At 67.9% G+C, this 17,932-nt stretch carries 20 protein-coding genes and 1 pseudogene; 12 read left to right on the top strand and 9 right to left on the bottom strand.

Annotation, left to right across the window (positions count from 1 at the left end; translation table 11 throughout):
- Window positions 1–55: 55 nt before the first annotated feature.
- From E1H18_RS23800 to E1H18_RS23790, 3 genes are read left to right on the top strand one after another with little or no spacing between them, the layout of a single operon-like run.
- On the top strand, window positions 56–1,300 hold the full coding sequence (locus tag E1H18_RS23800) for a CCA tRNA nucleotidyltransferase (protein WP_172274474.1): 1,245 nt from the start codon (window positions 56–58) through the stop codon (window positions 1,298–1,300).
- Window positions 1,300–1,998: a type 1 glutamine amidotransferase gene (locus E1H18_RS23795; RefSeq protein WP_172273880.1), complete on the top strand. Its 699-nt coding sequence runs from the start codon at window positions 1,300–1,302 to the stop codon at window positions 1,996–1,998. Before E1H18_RS23800 ends, E1H18_RS23795 begins: the two co-directional genes overlap by 1 nt.
- 60 nt (window positions 1,999–2,058) lie before the next feature.
- Complete coding sequence (locus E1H18_RS23790) at window positions 2,059–2,703, top strand: Isoquinoline 1-oxidoreductase subunit (RefSeq protein ID WP_172273877.1); 645 nt, start codon at window positions 2,059–2,061, stop codon at window positions 2,701–2,703.
- 1 nt (window position 2,704) lies between these two features.
- On the opposite strand, the gene hemF is transcribed toward E1H18_RS23790, so the two are convergent.
- Window positions 2,705–3,577, bottom strand: a complete 873-nt coding sequence (gene hemF / locus E1H18_RS23785) for an oxygen-dependent coproporphyrinogen oxidase (RefSeq protein WP_172273874.1) — start codon at window positions 3,575–3,577, stop codon at window positions 2,705–2,707.
- Between the two features lie 82 nt (window positions 3,578–3,659).
- Here hemF and E1H18_RS23780 point away from each other — a divergent pair, with 82 nt between their 5' ends.
- Window positions 3,660–4,922, top strand: a complete 1,263-nt coding sequence (locus E1H18_RS23780; RefSeq protein ID WP_172273871.1) for an acetyl-CoA C-acyltransferase — start codon at window positions 3,660–3,662, stop codon at window positions 4,920–4,922.
- 155 nt (window positions 4,923–5,077) lie between these two features.
- On the opposite strand, the gene E1H18_RS23770 is transcribed toward E1H18_RS23780, so the two are convergent.
- Window positions 5,078–5,407: a hypothetical protein gene (locus tag E1H18_RS23770; protein ID WP_172273868.1), complete on the bottom strand. Its 330-nt coding sequence runs from the start codon at window positions 5,405–5,407 to the stop codon at window positions 5,078–5,080.
- Between the two features lie 64 nt (window positions 5,408–5,471).
- The gene (phaR, locus tag E1H18_RS23765; protein WP_172273865.1) at window positions 5,472–6,122 is read right to left on the bottom strand and encodes a polyhydroxyalkanoate synthesis repressor PhaR; all 651 of its coding nucleotides are present in this window, start codon (window positions 6,120–6,122) and stop codon (window positions 5,472–5,474) included.
- 298 nt (window positions 6,123–6,420) lie between these two features.
- On the opposite strand from phaR, the gene E1H18_RS23760 reads away from it, so the two are divergent.
- From E1H18_RS23760 to E1H18_RS23745, 5 genes and pseudogenes are all read left to right on the top strand, one after another.
- Window positions 6,421–7,596: an acetyl-CoA C-acetyltransferase gene (locus E1H18_RS23760; RefSeq protein WP_172273862.1), complete on the top strand. Its 1,176-nt coding sequence runs from the start codon at window positions 6,421–6,423 to the stop codon at window positions 7,594–7,596.
- A gap of 94 nt (window positions 7,597–7,690) precedes the next feature.
- On the top strand, window positions 7,691–8,413 hold the full coding sequence (locus E1H18_RS23755; protein WP_172273859.1) for a beta-ketoacyl-ACP reductase: 723 nt from the start codon (window positions 7,691–7,693) through the stop codon (window positions 8,411–8,413).
- A gap of 133 nt (window positions 8,414–8,546) precedes the next feature.
- The gene (locus tag E1H18_RS23750) at window positions 8,547–9,341 is read left to right on the top strand and encodes a DUF4908 domain-containing protein (RefSeq protein ID WP_172273856.1); all 795 of its coding nucleotides are present in this window, start codon (window positions 8,547–8,549) and stop codon (window positions 9,339–9,341) included.
- A gap of 178 nt (window positions 9,342–9,519) precedes the next feature.
- Window positions 9,520–9,690: pseudogene (locus E1H18_RS27440) on the top strand (LacI family DNA-binding transcriptional regulator); the annotation flags it as partial.
- 117 nt (window positions 9,691–9,807) lie between these two features.
- Window positions 9,808–10,557: a substrate-binding domain-containing protein gene (locus tag E1H18_RS23745; protein WP_370526592.1), complete on the top strand. Its 750-nt coding sequence runs from the start codon at window positions 9,808–9,810 to the stop codon at window positions 10,555–10,557.
- On the opposite strand, the gene E1H18_RS23740 is transcribed toward E1H18_RS23745, so the two are convergent.
- The 3 genes from E1H18_RS23740 to gloB all read right to left on the bottom strand — a co-directional run bounded on the left by E1H18_RS23740 (window position 10,554) and on the right by gloB (window position 12,398).
- Window positions 10,554–10,994: a hypothetical protein gene (locus tag E1H18_RS23740; RefSeq protein ID WP_172273853.1), complete on the bottom strand. Its 441-nt coding sequence runs from the start codon at window positions 10,992–10,994 to the stop codon at window positions 10,554–10,556. The two genes, E1H18_RS23745 and E1H18_RS23740, sit on opposite strands and share 4 nt — an antisense overlap.
- A gap of 187 nt (window positions 10,995–11,181) precedes the next feature.
- Complete coding sequence (locus E1H18_RS23735; RefSeq protein WP_241736181.1) at window positions 11,182–11,646, bottom strand: cupin domain-containing protein; 465 nt, start codon at window positions 11,644–11,646, stop codon at window positions 11,182–11,184.
- Between the two features lie 2 nt (window positions 11,647–11,648).
- Entirely contained in the window at window positions 11,649–12,398 is a 750-nt protein-coding gene (gloB, locus tag E1H18_RS23730; protein WP_172273847.1) for a hydroxyacylglutathione hydrolase, read from the bottom strand.
- Window positions 12,399–12,465: 67 nt separating this feature from the next.
- On the opposite strand from gloB, the gene E1H18_RS23725 reads away from it, so the two are divergent.
- The 3 genes from E1H18_RS23725 (at window position 12,466) to E1H18_RS23715 (ending at window position 15,349) form a co-directional block, all read left to right on the top strand.
- The gene (locus E1H18_RS23725) at window positions 12,466–13,257 is read left to right on the top strand and encodes a class I SAM-dependent methyltransferase (RefSeq protein ID WP_172273844.1); all 792 of its coding nucleotides are present in this window, start codon (window positions 12,466–12,468) and stop codon (window positions 13,255–13,257) included.
- 124 nt (window positions 13,258–13,381) lie between these two features.
- On the top strand, window positions 13,382–13,726 hold the full coding sequence (locus E1H18_RS23720) for a P-II family nitrogen regulator (RefSeq protein ID WP_172273841.1): 345 nt from the start codon (window positions 13,382–13,384) through the stop codon (window positions 13,724–13,726).
- A 111-nt stretch (window positions 13,727–13,837) separates the two neighbouring features.
- Window positions 13,838–15,349, top strand: a complete 1,512-nt coding sequence (locus E1H18_RS23715) for a phospholipase D-like domain-containing protein (RefSeq protein WP_172273838.1) — start codon at window positions 13,838–13,840, stop codon at window positions 15,347–15,349.
- Here E1H18_RS23715 and E1H18_RS23710 read toward each other — a convergent pair.
- From E1H18_RS23710 to E1H18_RS23700, 3 genes are read right to left on the bottom strand one after another with little or no spacing between them, the layout of a single operon-like run.
- A complete protein-coding gene (locus tag E1H18_RS23710) occupies window positions 15,306–16,085 on the bottom strand; it encodes an endonuclease/exonuclease/phosphatase family protein (RefSeq protein WP_172273835.1) in 780 nt (259 codons plus the stop codon). The genes E1H18_RS23715 and E1H18_RS23710 overlap by 44 nt on opposite strands.
- A complete protein-coding gene (gene metW / locus E1H18_RS23705) occupies window positions 16,082–16,741 on the bottom strand; it encodes a methionine biosynthesis protein MetW (RefSeq protein WP_172274465.1) in 660 nt (219 codons plus the stop codon). The genes E1H18_RS23710 and metW overlap by 4 nt, the downstream gene beginning before the upstream one ends.
- A gap of 5 nt (window positions 16,742–16,746) precedes the next feature.
- Complete coding sequence (locus E1H18_RS23700) at window positions 16,747–17,901, bottom strand: homoserine O-acetyltransferase (protein ID WP_172273832.1); 1,155 nt, start codon at window positions 17,899–17,901, stop codon at window positions 16,747–16,749.
- Window positions 17,902–17,932: the final 31 nt, after the last annotated feature.

Raw genomic sequence — 17,932 nt, 5'->3', positions numbered from 1 at the left:
AGCGGCAAGATGGTCGCCCCTCGAACGCGTGGGTGGGAGTCAGGCGTTGGACACTATGACGATCGGCGCGCCGCCGTGGATGGCGCTACCGGAGACGCGCGCGGTGATCGCGGCGCTGGAGGCGCGCGGCTATCCGGGCTGCGCGCGCTTCGTCGGCGGCTGCGTGCGCAATACGCTGATGAACAAGCCGGTGGACGATATCGACATCGCCACCACCTTGACGCCAGACCTGATCATCGACGCCCTGGAGCAGGCTGGCCTGCGCGCCATCCCGACCGGGGTCGACCACGGCACGATCACGGCGCTGTCGGGCGGCCGGCCTTACGAGATCACCACCCTGCGCAAGGACGTCTCGACCGACGGCCGCCGGGCGGTGGTGGCCTTCACCCAGGACTGGAGCCAGGACGCCGAGCGGCGGGATTTCCGCTTCAACGCCCTCTATGCCGACCTGGAAGGTCACGTCTATGACCCGACCGGCGAAGGCGTGAACGACGCGCGCGAGGGCCGGGTGGTGTTCGTCGGCGACCCGATGACCCGCATCCGCGAGGATTATCTGCGCATCCTGCGCTTCTTCCGCTTCCAGGCCTGGTACGGCAAGGGCGAGGCCGACCAGAAGGCCCTGGCCGCCTGCAAGGCGCTGAAGGGCATGGTTTCGGGCCGCGCCGCCGAACGCACCCAGAAGGAGCTGATGAAGATGCTGGCGTCGGAAGATCCGCGTCCGGCCTTCCGGCTGATGTCGGCGACGGGCGTGCTGTCCTCGATCCTGCCGTCGGTGAAGTCGCTGGCCCGCTTCGAGGCCCTGGTCGGCATCGAGACCGAGCAATTGTTCGAGAACGACCCGGGGCTGCGCCTGGCGGCCCTGATCCCCGACGACGCCAAGGCCGCCAGCGAGACCGCCGAGCGTCTACGCCTGCCCAACAACGTCCGGGACCGGATCGTCGACGCCGTCGGCAAGAGCCCCCGCGTCGTCTCGTGGATGAGCCCGCGCGAGGCTCGCCGCGCGGTCTATGGTCTGGGCGTCCGGGCCTTCTGCGATCGCATCAAGCTGGCCTGGGCCGGTTCGGGCCGGCCTTCGACCGCGCCGCAGTGGCGGGCCCTGCTGGCCCTGGCTGAGACCTGGAACCCGCCGACCTTCCCGCTGACCGGCGACGAGATCCTGCAGGCCGGCGTGCCCAAGGGTCCGATGGTCGGCGAGGTGATGCGCGAGGTCGAGATCTGGTGGATCGACCAGGACTTCATCGAGGACAAGTTCAGCGCCATCGAGCGCCTGAAGGCGGTGGCGCAAGGGATGGTCTACTGATGAAGATCGGCCTGCTCGAAACCGGCGAGCCGCCGGGCGATCTGCTGGAAAAGTACGGCAGCTACAGCGCGATGTTCGAGGCGCTGCTGGGCGATGGCCATGTCTATCGCGTCTACGACGTTCAGAAAGGCGAGCTGCCGAGCGATCCCGCCGAGAACGACGCCTATGTCGTCACCGGCTCGGCGGCCGGCGTCTACGACCCGCTGCCGTGGATCGAGCCGCTGAAAAGCTTCCTCCGCGACGCCAAGGGCGCGACGCCGCTGGTCGGGGTGTGCTTCGGCCACCAGATCATGGCCGAGGCGTTCGGCGGCAAGGTCGAGAAGTCCGACAAGGGCTGGGGCGTAGGCCTGCAGGCCTATGAGGTGGCCGAACACGCGCCGTGGATGGATGGCGCCCGCCACGTCTCGGTCCCGGGCTCGCACCAGGACCAGGTCGTCGAACTGGCGCCCGGCGCGCGGGTGCTGGCCGGCAGCGCCTTCACCCCCTACGGCGTGCTGGCCTATGACGACGCCAAGGCGATCTCGATGCAGTTCCACCCCGAGTTCACGCCGGCCTACGCCAAGGCTCTGATCGAGGCCCGGCGCGGGACCCGGTTCACAGACGAGCAGGCCGACGCCGCCATCGCCAGCCTGGGCGCGGACAACGACCGCGACCGCCTTGCAAGCTGGATCAGCCGTTTTCTCGAGCAGGCAACCTGAGGTCAAGCTCAAGCGTTCCCTGACCTACATCCCAGACTGCCGACATCCGGGAGATTTCTCATGCGCGTTGCTACCGTGGTGATCCTTGCCGGAACCCTGGCCGCCGCTGGCGCGGTCGTGGCCAGCGTCCAGGCCGCGCCTGAGGCGGCGACCCAGCCCAAGCCTGCGACCTTGAAGACCGCGGCCAGCTTCCAGTCGATCAAGGATCCGGGCGCGCGCTCGGTCGCCCTGTTCACCGAGGCCGGAAAGGTCATTCAGAGCCCGCGCTGCCTGAACTGCCACCCGGTCGAGCGCGCCCCGACGCAGGGCGATGATCTGCACCCGCACAATCCGCCCATGAAGGCCGGCGACAGCGGCCACGGCCCGACGGGCCTGCCGTGTTTCTCGTGCCACGGCGAAGCCAACGTCCCGACCTGGGGCCAGAACATCAAGAGCATTCCCGGCGATCCGAAATGGGCCCTCGCCCCGGCCGAGATGGCCTGGCAGGGCAAGAGCCTGGGCCAGATCTGCGCCCAGCTGAAGGACCCGGCCCGCAACGGCGGCAAGACCATGGCCCAGATCCATCACCACATGGCCGAGGATCACCTGGTCGGCTGGGGCTGGAACCCCGGCGCGGGCCGCGTTCCCGCTCCGGGCTCGCAGGCTCAGTTCGGCGAGCTGATCAAGGCGTGGATCGACACGGGCGCGAAGTGCCCGACGGCTTAGCCTAAGGCCACTTCACCGTCGGCGGCATCGAGCTGAGGATCGACTCGACGTTGCCGCCGGTCTTGAGGCCAAACATGGTCCCGCGGTCGTACAGCAGGTTGAACTCGACATAGCGGCCGCGCTGAACCAGCTGCTCTTCGCGCTCCTCAGGCGTCCAGGCCTCGCTCATCCGACGGCGGACGAGGTCGGGATAGATCTCCAGGAAGGCCCGGCCCACGTCTTGCGTGAAGGCGAAGTCGCGGTCCCAGTCGCCGCTGTCGTGGTGGTCGTAGAAGATGCCGCCGACGCCGCGCGGTTCGTTGCGGTGGGGCAGGAAGAAATACTCGTCGCACCAGGCCTTGTACTTGGCGTGCCAGCTCGGATCGTACTTGTCGCAGGCCCGCTGATAGGCGGCGTGGAAGTCGATGGCGTCCGGGAAGTCCTGGCTGCGCTGATAACCGAGCAGGGGCGTCAGGTCGCCGCCGCCGCCGAACCAACTCTTGGTCGTGGCGATGAAGCGGGTGTTCATGTGCACGGCGGGCACGCGAGGGCTGACCATGTGGGCGATCAGGCTGATCCCGGTGGCGAAGAACCGCGGATCTTCGCCAGCGCCGGGCATGTTCTTGGCCATTTCCGGCGTGAAGCTGCCGTGGACCGTCGAGACATGGACGCCGACCTTCTCGAACAGCCGGCCGTGCATCATGCCCATGACGCCGCCGCCGCCGGCCGCGCGGTTCCAGGGCTTCTTTTCGAAGCGGCCGGGCGCGCCGGGATAGAGGTCGGCCGGGGCCTCGTCCTCGAGCTGTTCGAACGCCGCGCAGATCTGGTCGCGCAGGCTTTCGAACCACGCCCGGGCGCAGGCTTTCTTGCTGTCGAGGTCTTGATCGCTGCTCATCGCGCCGAATTAAGCCGATATTCGACAAGAGGCGAGAGGCGATCCCATATAGGTCGAGGTTTCCGCCCTCCGGAGTTCTTTCATGTCTGATGTCTGGATCGCCTCGGGCGTGCGCACGCCCTTCGCCAAGGTCGAGGGGGCGTTGGCCGCCTACGACGCCATCGCGCTGTCCGTGCCCGTCGTCAAAGCCATGCTCGAGAAGGGCGCGCGGCCCGACTTCGCGGTCTGGGGCACGGTCATTCCGAACCTGACCTGGAGCAATCTGGCGCGCGAGGTGTTGCTGGACGCCGGGGCCGACCCGACCATCCCGGCCTTCTCGACGATCATGGCCTGCTCGACCAGCATGATCGGCGCGATCGAGGCGGCGGGCATGATCGATGGACGGGGCCGCGACCTGGCCCTGGTTGGCGGCGTCGAGAGCATGAGCCGGGTGCAGATCGGCCTGTCGGTGGCGCTGTCGGACTGGATCCGCAAGTTCCAGGGCGCGCGCACCGGCCAGCAGCGGCTGGCGGCCCTAGGCGCGCTGAACCTCAAGGACGTGCGCTTGTTCATCCCCAAGGTCGCCAATCGGGTCACGGGTCTGTCGATGGGCGAGCACACCGAGATCACCGCCAAGGCATGGGGCCTGACCCGCGCCGACCAGGACGCCATCGCCTATGCCAGCCATCGCGACGCGGTGAAGGGCTGGGAAAGCGGCTTCTTCGACGACCTGGTCATCCCGGTGGGCGAGACGAAACACGACACCATTCCGCGCAAGGACTCCACGCCCGAGAAGCTGGCCAAGCTGGGACCGGCCTTCGACAAGACCAGCGGCAAGGGCACGCTGACGGCCGGCAATTCCTCGCCCCTGACCGATGGGGCGGCGGCGATCTGGGTCGGCTCTGCGGCCGGCATGGCCCGCCTGCCGGGCGAGACGCCGAAGGTGAAGATCGTCGACTATGAGGTCACCTCGATCGACCTGCGTCACGAGGGCCTGCTGATGGCCCCGGCCTATGGCGTGCCGCGGATGCTGGCTCGCAATGGCATGACCTATGCCGATGTCGGTTTGTGGGAGATCCACGAGGCCTTCGCCGCCCAGGTCCTGTCGCACATCGCCGCCTGGGAGAGCGCCCAGTTCCTGTCGGAGAAGGCGGGCGTCACCGCGCCGATGGGCAGCTTCCCGCACGAGCGGATGAACCCCAACGGCGGCAGCCTGGCGCTGGGTCACCCGTTCGGGGCCACCGGCGCGCGGATCCTCAGCCAAGCGGTGAAGGAGCTGGCCGCCCGTCCGAAGGGCGAGCGGGCCATCGTCAGCATCTGCGCCGATGGCGGCCAGGGCACGATGATGCTGCTGGAGTCGGCCTAGACTTAGGTCAGCGCCGTGAAGATCAGGGCCACGATGGTGACGTCGAAGATGCGGATGGCGACGGACAGCATGGCGGGCTCGCAGCGTTGAGTTCATCAACGCTTAAGCAAGAACGGCGCCAGCCTTCAGGTTCCCGATAAGGGACCGCGAGGCCTTTAGATGTTGGTTTTCTTCAGCAGGCCCGTCTTGGGACGACGATCGGCCGGGCCAGAATATTCCGTGCCGAGATAGGTCGTTCTGGCCGTGTCGAGCACTTCCTGCCCACCGCGCAGGCCGCGCTTCTGTCCCGACTGACCCATGACGTGAGCGGCGAAGGCGGCGAAGCCCTCGCGCCGGGGCGGCGGTTCCGAGCGCGGTGGGGGGACGTCTTCCTCCACGGTGAAGACGACCTCTTCTTCGCTCTCAGGACGCGACTTGTCCCGCGGCGCCGGCAGAGCGCGGCGTGCGTGACCAGAGCGTCGAATGGGATCGATCGGGTCGTTCATGTACCGAAAATAGGGCCAGGACGGTTAAGAACGGCTGGAGCGTCTTGGTTAAGAGGCTGTGGCGTTAAGGCTTGTTGGCCAGCTTGGCCAACTGCTCCTGCATGGCTTCCATCTGCCGCTTCAGGTCCGCCAGCGAGTCGTCGCTGGACGGCGCCGCCGGCGCGGGCTGCGGCTCGGCCTGGGCGGCCGCCGCGGCGTCTTCCGGGCGCACATAGGCGAACGGCGAGAACATCTTCATGGCCCTGTCGAACAGGGCCATATTCTGGCGGATCTGCTCGCCATAGACGTCCATGCCCGGCATCTTGCCCGGGGCCATGGTCGACAGCTGGCCGCGCAGGCGCTCCTGCTGCTTGGAAAAGCTCTCCAGCGACATCTCGAGGTACGACGGCAGGAAGGCCTGCATCGAGTTTCCGTAGAAGCCGATCAGCTGGCGCAGGAACTGGATGGGCAGCAGGTTCTGGCCCCCGCCGCGGTTCTCTTCTTCGAAGATGATCTGGGTCAGGACCGAACGGGTGATGTCGTCGTTGGACTTGGCGTCATAGACCACGAAGTCGACGCCTTCCTTCACCATGTCCGACAGGTGTTCGAGGGTGACGTAGGACGAGGACGCCGTGTTGTAGAGGCGACGGTTGGCGTACTTTTTGATGATCACGCGCTGAGCGGAGGCCTTTTCGCCGCCGGCTGTCGTTTCGCCTTTTTCAGGGTTCTCGGACATTTCGTTCCCTAAGCATTTTCCGACGAAGTGGACGCCGGTTCGTCGTCAGAAAATGCGTTCTAAGTAAAACCTGGATCATCAAAGATGATCCAGTGGGCGGTGACCGCCTGCTTTTCGCACCGCACTATCGCCAATGCAAAGCCATGACGCCAGTAGGGTGATGTCGTGGAAGCGTCGCCAAGCCGTGAAAATGTGGCCGTGACGAACGCGGTTCGGACATGCAAGGCTGGCGTTGCACTGCGAAGGCGACGCCGCGAACCAGACGGCGTCACATCAGAACGTCACGGGAGTTCTCCTCATGAGCGACATCGTCATCGTCTCCGCCGCCCGCACCCCGGTCGGCTCGTTCAATGGGGCGCTGTCCAGCTTGCCCGCGTCCGAGCTTGGCAAGCTCGCCATCGAGGCGGCCGTGTCGCGCGCCGGCATCACGCCGGCCGACGTCGATGAGGTGATCCTGGGCCAGGTGCTGCAGGCTGGCGCCGGCCAGGGCCCCGCCCGTCAGGCCGCCGTCCGCGCCGGCGTGCCGGTCGAGAGCCCGGCCTGGAGCCTGAACCAGCTGTGCGGCTCGGGTCTGCGCGCGGTGGCCCTGGGCGCCCAGCAGATCGCCGACGGCTCGGCCAGCATCGTCGTGGCCGGCGGCCAGGAGAGCATGAGCCAGGCGCCGCACGCCCAGAACCTGCGTGGCGGCCAGAAGATGGGCGACCTGGCGTTCGTCGACACCATGATCAAGGACGGCCTGTGGGACGCCTTCCACGGCTATCACATGGGCCAGACGGCCGAGAACATCGCCAGCCGTTGGCAGATCACCCGCGCCGACCAGGACGCCTTCGCCGTCGCCAGCCAGAACAAGGCCGAAGCCGCCCAGAAGGCCGGCAAGTTCGACGACGAGATCGTTCCGGTCACCATCAAGGGCCGCAAGGGCGACACGATCGTCGACAAGGACGAGTACATCCGTCACGGCGCGACGCTGGAGAGCGTTTCGGGTCTGCGCCCGGCCTTCACCAAGGACGGCTCGGTCACCGCCGCCAACGCCTCGGGTCTGAATGACGGCGCGGCCGCCCTGGTGCTGATGAGCGCCGACGAAGCCGCCAAGCGCGGCCTCAAGCCCCTGGCCAAGATCGCCTCGTGGGCCAATGCGGGCGTCGATCCCGAGATCATGGGCACCGGCCCGATCCCGGCCTCGAAGAAGGCGCTGGAGAAGGCCGGCTGGAGCGTTTCGGACCTCGACCTCGTCGAGAGCAACGAGGCCTTCGCCGCCCAGTCGCTGTGCGTGGTCCGCGAGCTGGGCCTCGATCCGGCCAAGGTCAATGTCAATGGCGGCGCCATCGCCATCGGCCACCCGATCGGCGCCTCGGGCGCGCGGATCCTGACCACCCTGGTGCACGAGCTGAAGCGCTCGGGCGGCAAGAAGGGTCTGGCCACGCTGTGCGTCGGCGGCGGCATGGGCGTGGCCCTGTGCGTCGAGGCGCTCTGACACCTTTCGATACGCAACCTTAGCTGTAACCGCGCGCTCTAGGCCCTGTTGCCTCGGGGCGCGCGGCAACCATAAAAATATCCGGGAGACAGATATGACGAGAGTTGCGTTCGTGACCGGCGGCACCCGCGGCATCGGTCGGGCGATCTGCGAGCGGCTGATCGCCGACGGCCACAAGGTGGCGGCGGGCTATTCCGGCAACGAAGAAGCCGCCGCGGCCTGCGCCAAGGAGCTGGGCGTGATGGTCGTGAAGGGCAATGTCGGCCACTTCGAAGACTGTCAGGCGGCCGTGAAAAAGGTCGAGGCCGAGCTGGGCCCCATCGACATCCTGGTCAACAACGCCGGCATCACCCGCGACGGCATGCTTCACAAGATGACCTACGAGCAGTGGTCGGACGTGATCCGGGTCAACATGGACAGCGCCTTCAACATGACCCGTCCGGTCATCGAGGGCATGCGCGATCGCGGCTGGGGCCGGATCGTCAACATCAGCTCGATCAACGGCCAGAAGGGCCAGATGGGCCAGACCAACTATTCGGCGGCCAAGGCCGGCCTGATCGGCTTCACCAAGGCCCTGGCCCTGGAGAACGCCAAGAAAGGCGTGACGGTCAATGTGATCTGCCCTGGCTATATCGACACCGAAATGGTGGCGGCGGTGCCGGAGAACGTCCTGGCCAGCATCATCGGCGGCATCCCCGTCGGTCGCCTGGGCAAGGGCGAGGAGATCGCCGACATGGTCTCGTTCCTGGCCGGCGAGCGCGCGGGCTTCGTGACCGGCGCCACGCTCAGCCTGAACGGCGGCCAGTACATGGCCTAACCGCCGTAATGCGTTTTTCCTCCGAAGCCGGGCTTGACGGCCGCTGTGGCGTTTTGGCCTCATGCGCCCCGCTTCGGGGGATGGACGTTCAGGCGTCCAAGATTCGCCCCAGTCGGCGAGCAGTACGGATCGCATGAAATTCTGTAAGGCGGAGTCGAGCGAGTTTGGGGCGATCACCGCCCTCGCCATCGCGGCTCTGATGCTCATGGCGGCGCCCTTGTGGCCAGGCAATGCGAACGCCCAGCAGTTGCCGCACTCGCTGCGCGACGCCTTGCTCGGCCACAAGGGCGCCGCCGAGGCTCGTCGCGTGCCGGCCCCGCCTGTCGCCCGCTATGTCTCCGAAAGCTGCGGTGCGTTCATCTTCGACCAGGCCGCCTCGCGACCCCTGATCAAGTTCGACAACAGCGCCGAGGTCTGGGTGCTGTCGCGCCAGCCGGCCTCGCGCGGCGATGTCATCTACCGCAACGACCTGGGCGAGCCGGTGCTGCGGATCACCAAGCTGGGGGGCATGATCCTCTACGGCGACGAAGCGCCGATGGGCATGGCCGCGGCGCTGACGGGGCGGGCCGCATCGATCCAGCCTCCGGTCATGCTGTCGCCCGTGGCGCTGTACCAGCGCATGGGCCAGGCCAGCGTCCGGGCCAGTCGCGCCGCTCAGCGCCAGGTGCCGTTCGAGACCCTGCAGGACGCTCGGCCCGAGACTTCGGTGCTGATCGCCGACGCCGCCAGCCTGGCGGCCGAAGCGTTCGAGCGGGCCGCGCGCAAGGACCGGGCTCTGCTGTCGCGGATCCTGCGGGTGATGCTGACCGAAGGCGGCAAGCCCAGCGCCCAGCTGAAGGATGGGGCCCTGGTGGTCACCTATGCGCCGGGCGAAGGCCTGGCGGGACGCCCGTCCTCAAAGCGGATCTTCAAGGTCATGAACCGTTGAGCGGCGGAAAAGAACGGCTGCCGCGAGCGTAACCATAAAGTCTAAAGAGACGTTAATTGGCCTCGGATAGCGCTGTTCGCTATTCCCGGTCCCGTTGTCGCCGTCACCTGCGCTCTACCGCCGATCCTGCGACGTCAACATGGCTGTTCGTGCGTTCTCAGGGTTGTATTGTAATATCATGGACAGTCCCGACCTCTCCGAGGCGCCGGAACGCGGTCGCCTGAAGATGGCCGACATCGCGCGGATGGCGGGGGTGTCGATTTCGACCGTCTCGCGGGCCCTGGCGGGCAATCCGCTGATCCCCAAGACCCTGCGCGACCAGATCGTCGAGATCGCCCAGACCCATGGCTATGTCGTCAACCAGTCGGCGCGCTCCTTACGTCTGCGCAAGACCGACACCATCGGCGTGGTCATCCCCCTGGCCGACGAGACCGGGCAGCTGATCGCCGATCCTTTCCTGCTGGAGATGGTCGGACGCCTGGCCGACGAGATCACCTTGCGAAACTATTCGGTGCTGCTGAACAAGGTGGTGGTCACGGAAGTCGGCTGGCTGGAGCGGATCATCCAGTCGCACCGCGCCGACGGCCTGGTGGTGATCGGTCGCAGCGCTCAGCACGAGGCGCTCAACAGTGTCGCTGGGACCTATCGACCGATGGTGGTGTGGGCGGCGCCTCAGCCCGACCAGCACTATTGCGCGGTGGGCGGCGACAATGCCGAGGGGGGGCGGCTGGCCGTGGCGCACCTGGCGGCCACTGGCCGGCGCCGCATCGTCTTCCTGGGCGCAACCGACACGCCCGAGGCGGTTCAGCGTTTCGCCGGCTATCAGAAAGGATTGGCCGAGGCGGGTCTTTCGCTCGACCCGGCCCTGGTCGTCGCCGCGCCGCATGCCGCCGAAGCAGCCCATGCGGCGATGGCGGCGTTCCTGGCCCGCGACATCGCCTTCGACGCCGTCTTCGCTCGGTCCGACCTGATCGCGCTCGCCGCGGTGCGCGCGTTGGCCGAGGCTGGCCGCAGCGTGCCTGGGGACGTGGCGGTGGTCGGCTTCGACGACAGCGTGCTCGCCCGGCACGGCGTGCTGCCGCTGACCAGCGTGCGCAAGGACCTGGAAGTCGGCGCGCGCACGATGATCGATCTGCTGTTCCGGCGCATGGCCGGCGAGGATGCGCCCGGCGCGTGCGCGCCGGTCCAGCTGGTTGTGCGCGAAAGCAGCCGTTAGGCGGCCTCGACGCCGATCGTCTTCAGTTCCTTCAGGAAGCGCGTCAGGCTGATGTGCGAGCGGCGCAGGCCGTGCACGACCTCCGGCTTGGCCAGGGCCGAGGCGGGCACGATGAAGCCCTCGCGGCCGACGCGCTGGGCCATGCCGCGCTCCAGCATCTCGACGAAGCGGCGACGCACGGTCTCATAGGGCAGGCCCAGCGAGTCCGCGACCTGGCGCACGGTTAGCGGGCGACGCTCGTGGTCCGGGGGAATGTCATCGAGGTCAGCATAGAGGCCGCCGCGGATGTGCGAGCAGTTGCCAGCCCAGAGGGTGGTGAAGACCAGGGCGTAGAGTAGATCGGATCCGTGAACCTCGTTGGCGATCTCGACCCAGCGCAGGATATAATCGGTCGCGTAGCGGCTCGCTGAGCGAGCATTGGCGTACTCTTCAGACATTCGTACTCGGTTCCCCTGGCCGGCATTTCACCGCGACGTGAAAAGGATTGCACGGTGCAGATACCGACGCCATGCGACCAAGTTGCTCACTATGGGTACCCTTATTGAGCCGCTGCGACGAACTGACGCGGGCCGAGGCCACCATAATCCAGCCGAGGGTTGTGGAATGTAAAATTCCGGCGCCATTTCAGAGGCTTGAGGGTCTCCAGTCGGGCGCCGCCAGCTCGAAACCTTCGAATCGGAATCCGGGAGCGACGGTGCAGCCGACCAGGGTCCAGGCGCCCAGGCTGACCGCGGTCTGCCACCACAAAGTCGGCACCACCACCTGTGGTCGGCAGCCGGCGCGAAGGTCCGGACCCAGCACATGGGCGGTGATCCCCTGGCCATCCGGCGGCGACAGACTGATCGAGATCGGCGCGCCCGCATACCAGTGCCAGGTCTCGACGGCGTCGACCCGATGCCAGGCCGACATCTGTTCGGCCTCCAGCAGATAATAGATGCAGGTCGACAGGGCGCGTCCATCCGGGCCCGGAGCATCCTCGAAGGTCCGGCGATACCAGCCGCCCTCGGGATGCGGCGCCATCTCCAGCATCCGAATGATTTCCTTGGCGCCCAGGTCGCCGGAAAGCGCGGTCGCAGAAAGAGGGGGCATGGTCATCCCTTGAAGCTGTCCTTGGCGGCCCGGATCTCGGCGAAGGCCTGAGCGGGCGAAGCGGCGTCCGGGCGCAGCAGAGGCGCGCGCAGGAACGGGTTGGTGGCCTTCTCCACGGCCAGGGTGGTCGGCACGGTCGCCTCGCCGCGCTCGCGGGCGGCGAAGACGCCGTCGGCGCGGGCCTTCAGCGCCGGATCGTCGTCGACCGACAGGGCGAAGCGGGCGTTCGAGGCGGTGTACTCGTGGGCGCAATAGATCGTGGTGGCGTCGGGCAGGGCGGTCAGGCGCGAGAGCGAGTCCCACATCTGCTCGGCCGTACCTTCGAACAGCCGGCCACAGCCGAGCGCGAACAGGGTGTCGCCGACGAAGGCGAGGGCGTCTGCGGCGTCGTGATAGGCGACATGGCCCAAGGTATGACCGCCGCTGTCGATCACGTCGAACCGGGTCTCGCCCAGCATGACGACGTCGCCGTCGCGCACCACGCGATCCAGCGGCGCGATGCGGGTCACCTCGGACGGTCCGGCGATGATCGCGCCGGTGGCGGCCTTCAAGGCCTCGTTGCCGCCGGCGTGGTCGGGGTGCCAGTGGGTGTTGAGGATCAGGTCCAGCGACCAGCCCAGGGTGTCCAGCTCGGCGAGGATCGCCTGGGCGTCGGGCGTGTCGATCGTGGCGACCTGGCCGCTGGCCTCGTCGCGGATCAGAAAGCCGTAGTTGTCGGACAGGCAGGGAAACTGGTGAACGGTAAGGGTCATCGGCGCTTGCTCTATCGCGCCGGCCCTGGCGCGCCTACAAAGATGGCCCTGCCTACCAGGAGACTCAATGCGCCGCGACGTGCTGGACCTGCGCGCGTTCTACGCCGCCCCTCTGGGGCGCGCGGCGCGGACGATGCTGACGCGCAAGGTGGACGAGGCCTGGGGCGACACCCGCGACCTCGACGTGCTGGGCGTTGGCTATGCCACGCCGTTTCTCGACAAGGCCCGCACCAATGCCCGCCGCGTTGTCGCCGCCATGCCGGCCCAGCAGGGCGTCGAGGTCTGGCCGCATGGCCACCGCAACCAGGCTTGCCTGGTGGAAGAGACCTCGTTGCCGCTGCCCAATGCGATGTTCGACCGGGTGCTGGCCGTCCATGCCCTCGAAGAAGCCGACGATCCCGCCGCCTTGCTGGCCGAGATCGGCCGCGTGATGGCGCCCACGGGGCGCCTGATCGTGGCGGTCTCGTCGCGCGACGGCGTCTGGACCGGGGCGGAGCGCACGCCGTTCGGTCACGGTCGGCCCTACAGTCGCAGCCAGCTGGAGAGCCTGATCCGCGAGGCCGAGCTGGAACCGGCCGGCTGGACCCGGGCGCTGTACGTGCCGCCGATGAACGCCATGGCGCCGTGGGCGGAGGGTTTCGAGCAGGTCGGCGCCCGCCTCTGGCCGCGCTTCGCCGGGGTGATCCTGATGGAGGCCATCAAGCAGACCTTCGCGGTCAAGCCGCGCGGCCATCGCGCGCGCGCGCGGGTCTTCGCGCCGGGCGTGCTGCTGCCCAGCCCGGCGGGACCGACACCCGTGCGCCACACCGACGGACATTCGGCGCCTGTTCATCAGGCGCCGAGCGGTTGCGAGGGCTGATCGGGCTTGGAGCGAAGCGCGCGGACGCCTAGCTTGGAGTCGTAACAACCGTTTCGAGATCAAAAAGCTGGAGCATCTCGCCGATCCCTTCGGATCGGAAAATGCTCTGGGCGGGAGCCGCGCCATGAAGATGATCGTCGCCGTGATTAAGCCCAGCCGTCTGGATGCGGTGCTCGAGGCCGTCACCGAGGCCGGCGCGTCGGGCCTGACCGTCACCGAGGTGCGCGGCTATGGCCGCCAGAAGGGCAAGACCGAGGTCTATCGCGGCGCCGAGTACGAGGTGAAGCTGCTGCCCAAGGTCAAGCTGGAGATCGCCGTGCCCACCGACGTGTTGGAGCCTGTCGTCGAGGCCCTGCAGCGCACCGCCAACACCGGCAAGATCGGCGACGGCAAGGTGTTCGTCATGGACCTTGAACAGGCCCTGCGCATCCGCACCGGCGAACGCGACGCGGCGGCCATCGCAGGCTGAACCGCCCTTAAGGCTCCGCTTTTCACGCGACGGGATCGCCAAGCGGAGCCATAAACGGTTCCGCGCGTTCCTGTAGCTCACGGGCGTGAGTGTGCGGGCGTTTGGGGCGACATGGATCAGCGGTCTTCCGTCTTCCAACCGGGCTATAATTGCTGGCGGGTCGAGCCGTCCGATCGCACGGCCCTGTTCATCGACAACGACGAGACGTTCGACGCGCTCAAGCCGCTGATCCTGTCGGCGCGGAAGTCGATCTGGATCCTGGCCTGGGTGTTCGATCCTCTGACGCGGCTGGATCCCGACCGGGTGCGCAAGAGCCGGGACCCGACCCACGCGGACCGTATCGGCCTAATCCTGCGACGCCAGGCGGCGCTGAACCCGGCGCTGGACGTGCGAGTGCTGACCTGGGACATGCCGTTCCCGATCGCCGCCGCCCAGTTGTTCGGCCCGCATCGCGGCGCCGCCTTCTTCGCCGGCTCGCGGGTCAAGTACCGCCTGGACGCCACCCTGCCGGCCAGCGCCTGCCATCACCAGAAGGCGGTGATCGTCGACGGCGTCAGCGCCCTGATCAGCGGCGGCGACATCGGCGTCGATCGCTGGGACGACCAGCGCCACCTGGACAACAATCCGCTGCGCCGCCTGCCCACGGGTCGCCACTATCCGCCCCGGCACGAGGTGGCGATGCTGGTCGACGGCAAGGCGGGCGAGGCGATGGCGGATCTCTTCATCGACCGCTGGCGCACCTCTGGCGGCGAACACATCGAGCGTCCGGAACGCCCCGAGGAGACGCCTTGGCCCGAGGGTCTTGTCCCCGACCTGCGTCGCACCCCGATCGCAGTGGCCCGCACCGCCGCCGCCTGGCAGGGCAGGCCCGAGATCATCGAGAGCCTGCTGCTGCACCTGGCGTCGATCAAGCGCGCCAAGCGGCTGATCTATCTGGAGAACCAGTACCTGACCTCGCCGATCATCGTCGAGGCCCTGGCCGAGCGGCTGGTCGAGCCGGACGGGCCGGAGATCGTCACCATCGGCCCGGCGCGCAGCCCCAGCTATTTCGACCAGATGACCATGGACAGCGCCCGCACGGCGGCGATCAATCGCCTGCGCAGCGTGGACGTCCACAAGCGTTTCTCGGCCTTCAGCGCCCACACGCCCAAGGGCGCGCCGATCATCGTCCACTCCAAGGTCACGATCATCGACGACACGGTGCTGCGGATCGGTTCGGCCAATCTCAACAATCGCTCGATCGGCCTGGACAGCGAGTGCGACCTGGCGCTGGAGGGCCATTCCGACTTCGAGCGTGAGACGATCAGCTCGTTCCTGGGACGGCTGGTCGGTCACTTCGTGGGCCGCTCGGCCGGCGACGTGCTGGCGACGATGGAGCGCGAAGGCGGCCTGGGCGCGGCGATCAACGCTCTGGACGTCAAGGGCGGGCCGCCGCGTCGGCTTCAGCCGGTGCCGACCCGCAAGCTGAGCGGGGTGGAGAAGTTCATCGCCGACTGGAGCCTGGGCGACGCCATCGCGCCTGACGACGCCTGGCGGCCGTGGGGCCGGCGCGCCCGCCTCAAGCGCGACATCGCTCGGCTTACGGAGCCGCCGCCCCTGCCGCCGGAGCGGCTGCAGGAATGATCTCCAGGTCGACCACCAGCGGCAGGTGGTCCGAGGCCAGCCTCGCGCGAGCGTCGTAGGGCGACCGCACGCCGCGCGTCTCCAGGCCCTTGGTCAGGAAGACGTGGTCGATGCGCATGAACGGGAAGCTGGACGGGAAGGTCGCCGTGGCCGGGCGCGGCCAGGTCGGCGTCGGCGCCTGGGCGTCGCGCAGGGCCGTACGCAGCATCCGGTAGGTCGCCGAATAGGGCGTGGCGTTGAAATCGCCCAGCACCACGCCGGGGGCGACCCACTTATCGTCGCCCATCCAGTCGGGACCCAACAGAGCAGCGGCCTGGCGCTTCTGCTCCTGAGGGATCAGGCCCAGGTGGGTGTTGATGATCTGGACCTTCTGGCCCTCGAACTCCACCTCGACCCACAGGGCGCCGCGCGGCTCCAGGCCCGGCACCCGGCGATACAGCGGCAGTTCCTTGGCCTTGATCCGGCGCTCGGGCAGGGCGGTCAGGATGGCGTCGCCGTAGAGCTCTTCCTCGACCGTCATGGCCGGATGGAAATGGAAGGTCATCTTCAGCAGTTCTGCCAGGCGATGGGCCTGGTCGACGCTGCGGGTGCGCATGCGGCCGACGTCCAGCTCCTGCAAGGCGACGACGTCCGGCTGTTCGGCCGCAATGACCTCTGCCACACGCTCGACATCGAGCTTGCGGTCGGTGCCCACGCAGCGGTGGACGTTGTAAGTCATCAGACGCAGGGTCTTCATCCGTCGAAGAGATCGCCCGAAGCGGTCGGAAGTTCCCTGCTCGGGACGCCGCCGTTGCGGCTGAGCATGAACAGGCAGGTCTCGGTGCGCCAGTTTTCCAGCGCGCCGGTGGGGTTCATCGACCGCGCTGGGCCGTTGCCGGCGAAGGCCGCGCAGGCGTCGACGCGCAGGTTCAGATCCGCGGTCAGGGCCATGAAGTCGGCCAGGGTGCACAGGTGGATGTTCGGCGTCGCCCACCAGGGCAGCGGCAGGGCCTTGGTCTCGGGCATCCGGCCACGGCTCAGCAGCGACCAGCGCACCCGCCAGTGGCCGAAATTGGGGAACGAGACGATGGCCCGGTCGGCGATGCGCAGCAACTCGTCGAGCACGTGGCGCGGATTGCGCGTCGCCTGCAGGGTCTGGGACAGTACGGCGTAGTCGAAGGATCGGTCGGGGAAGTGGTCCAGGTCCTGGTCGGCGTCGCCCTGCACGACCGACAGGCCCCGCGCCATGCAGGCGGCCACGCCGTTGGCGCTGATCTCCAGGCCCCGGGCGTCGACCTGTTTCTCATGCGCCAGGAGGTCCAGCAGCACGCCTTCGCCACAGCCGACGTCCAGCACCCGCGCGCCGGGGCGCACCAGGCGCAGGATCTCGCGGAAGTCCTCGCGGATGGCGATATCGCTCACGTCAGTCCCCGATCGCGTTCGGCCGAGGCCAGGAAGCCTTCCAGCGCCGCGTCCATTACCGGCTCGTCCAGCAGGAAGGCGTCGTGGCCCTTGTCGCTCTCGATCTCGGCGAAGGCCGCGCGGGCGCCGGCGGCGGTCAGGGCGCGCACCAGGTGGCGGCTCTCGGCGGTGGGATACAGCCAGTCGCTGGAGAAGCTGAGCACGCAGAACCGCACGTCGCGGGCGCGGGTGAAGGCCTTTGCCAGCACCCCGCCATGGGCGGCGGCGATGTCGAAATAGTCGGTGGCCCGGGTGATGTAGAGATAACTGTTGGCGTCGAAGCGGTCGACGAAGCTGGCGCCCTGGTGACGCAGGTAGCTCTCGACCTGGAAGTCGGCGTCGAAGCCCCACGACAGGCCGTCACGCTTCAGCTCGCGGCCGAATTTCCGCTGCAGGGCCGGTTCCGACAGATAGGTGATGTGGGCGGCCATCCGGGCCACGGCCAGGCCCTTGCCGGGCTGGACGCCCTGCTCGGCATAGGCGCCGCCGCGCCAGTCGGGATCGGCCATGATCGCCTGGCGGCCCACCTCGTGGAAGGCGATGTTCTGGGCCGAGTGCCGGGAGGCCGAGGCCAGCACCACGACGCTGAACACGCGCTCGGGATAGTCCACCGCCCACTGCTGGGCCTGCATGCCGCCCATCGAGCCGCCGATCACCGCGAACAGGGTATCGATGCCCAGCGCCTTCACCAGCATGGCCTGGGCGCGGACCATGTCGGGCACGGTGATGACCGGGAAGGTCAGGCCATAGGCCTTGCCTGTCGCCGGATTGATCGAGCCGGGACCGGTCGAGCCCATGCAGCCGCCGATCACGTTCGAGCAGATGATGAAGTGGCGCTCGGGATCCAGCGGCTTGCCCGGGCCGATCAGCCGCAGCCACCAGCCGGGCTTGCCCGTGGTCGGGTGCGGCGAGGCCACATACTGGTCGCCGGTCAGGGCGTGGCAGATCAGGACGGCGTTGGACTTGTCGGCGTTGAGGGTCCCGTAGGTCTGGTAGCCGACCTCCAGCCCTTCGATCATGCCGCCGGAATCGAGCCGCAAGGGTTCGTTCGCGGGAAACCGCCAGGTTCCCCCGCCGGACAGGACGGGTGTGAACAGATCGAGCGCAGCCATGTCGCCTTGGAGCGCTTGGCGAACAACGTGT

Origin of the sequence: Caulobacter sp. RHG1 (genome assembly GCF_013181195.1) — a bacterium.
GTDB lineage: Bacteria > Pseudomonadota > Alphaproteobacteria > Caulobacterales > Caulobacteraceae > Caulobacter.
Note: the sequence above shows the minus strand (reverse complement) of the source record. Positions and strands in the feature narration are given on the sequence as shown.